Origin of the sequence: Microcoleus pseudofavosus SVA1_A4 (genome assembly GCF_036700565.1) — a bacterium.
In the GTDB taxonomy this organism is placed as follows: Bacteria; Cyanobacteriota; Cyanobacteriia; order Cyanobacteriales; family Microcoleaceae; genus Microcoleus.
Genome location: NZ_JAUBPE010000183.1, coordinates 1 through 1,569, shown reverse-complemented (window position 1 = coordinate 1,569; position 1,569 = coordinate 1). Strand labels below are relative to the sequence as shown.

The 1,569-nt window shown below is 36.5% G+C and carries 2 pseudogenes; both read left to right on the top strand.

Annotation, left to right across the window (positions count from 1 at the left end):
* Nucleotides 1-101 precede the first annotated feature (101 nt).
* A pseudogene (locus tag QUA02_RS33335) lies at nt 102-530 on the top strand (IS701-like element ISAcma42 family transposase); the annotation flags it as partial.
* Between the two features lie 111 nt (nt 531-641).
* Nucleotides 642-1,178 (top strand): annotated as a pseudogene (locus QUA02_RS33330) (transposase); the annotation flags it as partial.
* Between the last annotated feature and the right edge of the window lie 391 nt (nt 1,179-1,569).

The window sequence follows — 1,569 nt, the reverse complement described above, 5'->3', positions numbered from 1 at the left end:
TACAATTATGAGTTAGCTCTAGCGGCTCAAATTTAAAACCTTTGATTATAACATATATCTTTTTTGCAAGAGGTCTAATATAGACACTTACACCTCCTGCATTGATATCAGAGCCAAAGTTGGGAGGGTGTAGTAGGTTATCAGAGATATTAGGAAATGTTTCACATGACAGTATCAATCGATTTTTGTTGAGAGAGAGATACGAACCCAAAGATTTATTCAACACAATACAGAAAATAATAAATCTAGAAGGAGGGATACTGAGTGTAGACGATACAGTCATAGAAAAGATTTACAGCGATCCCAAAAAAGCCGAATTAATTAGTTATTTTTGGTCAGGAAAAGCTCATAAAACTATTATTGGTTTAAATTTAATCACCCTATATTACAGCGATATTAATGGTAATTCAGTCCCAATAAATTACAGAATTTATGATAAAAAGGAGGGAAAAACCAAAAACGATTATTTTAGAGAAATGGTGAGTGAAATAATAAATTGGGGAGTCAAGCCAAAAATAGTAACAGGAGATATAGCAATCCTAAGTGATTTTCTAGATGGGCAAAAGCTGAAAGTCTTGCTATACAAGAAGTCTAGGAATACAAGAGGGCTTTGTGTTGTGAGACTCAGATCGGATTGCTATAGTTGGTATTCAGGAGTGGAAAATTTAAAATTTCTAAAAAACCAGAAATTGGGTTTTCTCTTCGGAATTGAAAAAAACAGGACAGTATCAAATGAGCCACATAATTATTGCCAGGTAAGCACTCTGGAAATTCCTGAGTCAGGATTAATAACTCATTTAAAATAATTTGGATTTATAAAGTTGTTTAGAAAAAGCTTTAAAAAAGAGGCGTCTAGACACTATATTTTCTATTTGCCAGAGTCAGAAAAAATCGCTGAGATTACAAGAGATGAATTTATCACAATTCATGATACTCATTGGCAAATTGAAACATTTCATAGAGCCATCAAACAAGTATGTGGAATTTGTCGTTTCATGGTGAGAGACACCTCTGCAATCAAGACTCATATATTTTGTTCACTTCAAGCATTTGTAAAATTGGAGTTTATGCGGTATGAAAAAATAATTAGTAACTGGTATGAAGTCCAAAGGAATTTATTCACTTCAGTTATACGTGAGCATATTTTGGCAAAACGATTCAGTGATGGTATCGTCTAGAATACATAGATGATATTTTTTGTCAATGCGTAAGTCCTAGTTTCTTTAGATTCACTTGTCGGTACGATCACCCACTTGTCGGTACGATCGCCCACTTGTCGGTACGATCGCCCACTTGTCGGTACGATCGACTGACTGATGTGGCGATCGACTGACTGTCGGTACGATCAACTGACTGTCGGTACGATCGACTGACTGATGTGGCGATCGACCGTCCTCACTCTTTTAAGATACAAGGGGCGGGTTTTACAAACAATATCTAACTCCGGCAAACAATATATATAAACCCGCCCGCCACAACTGAGTTTTAGAACGTCATATCAATTCCGTTAGCATCGGAATGATATAAACGGAGGACACGGCAGTGCCGTTTCCCTACAATTGATCGTGG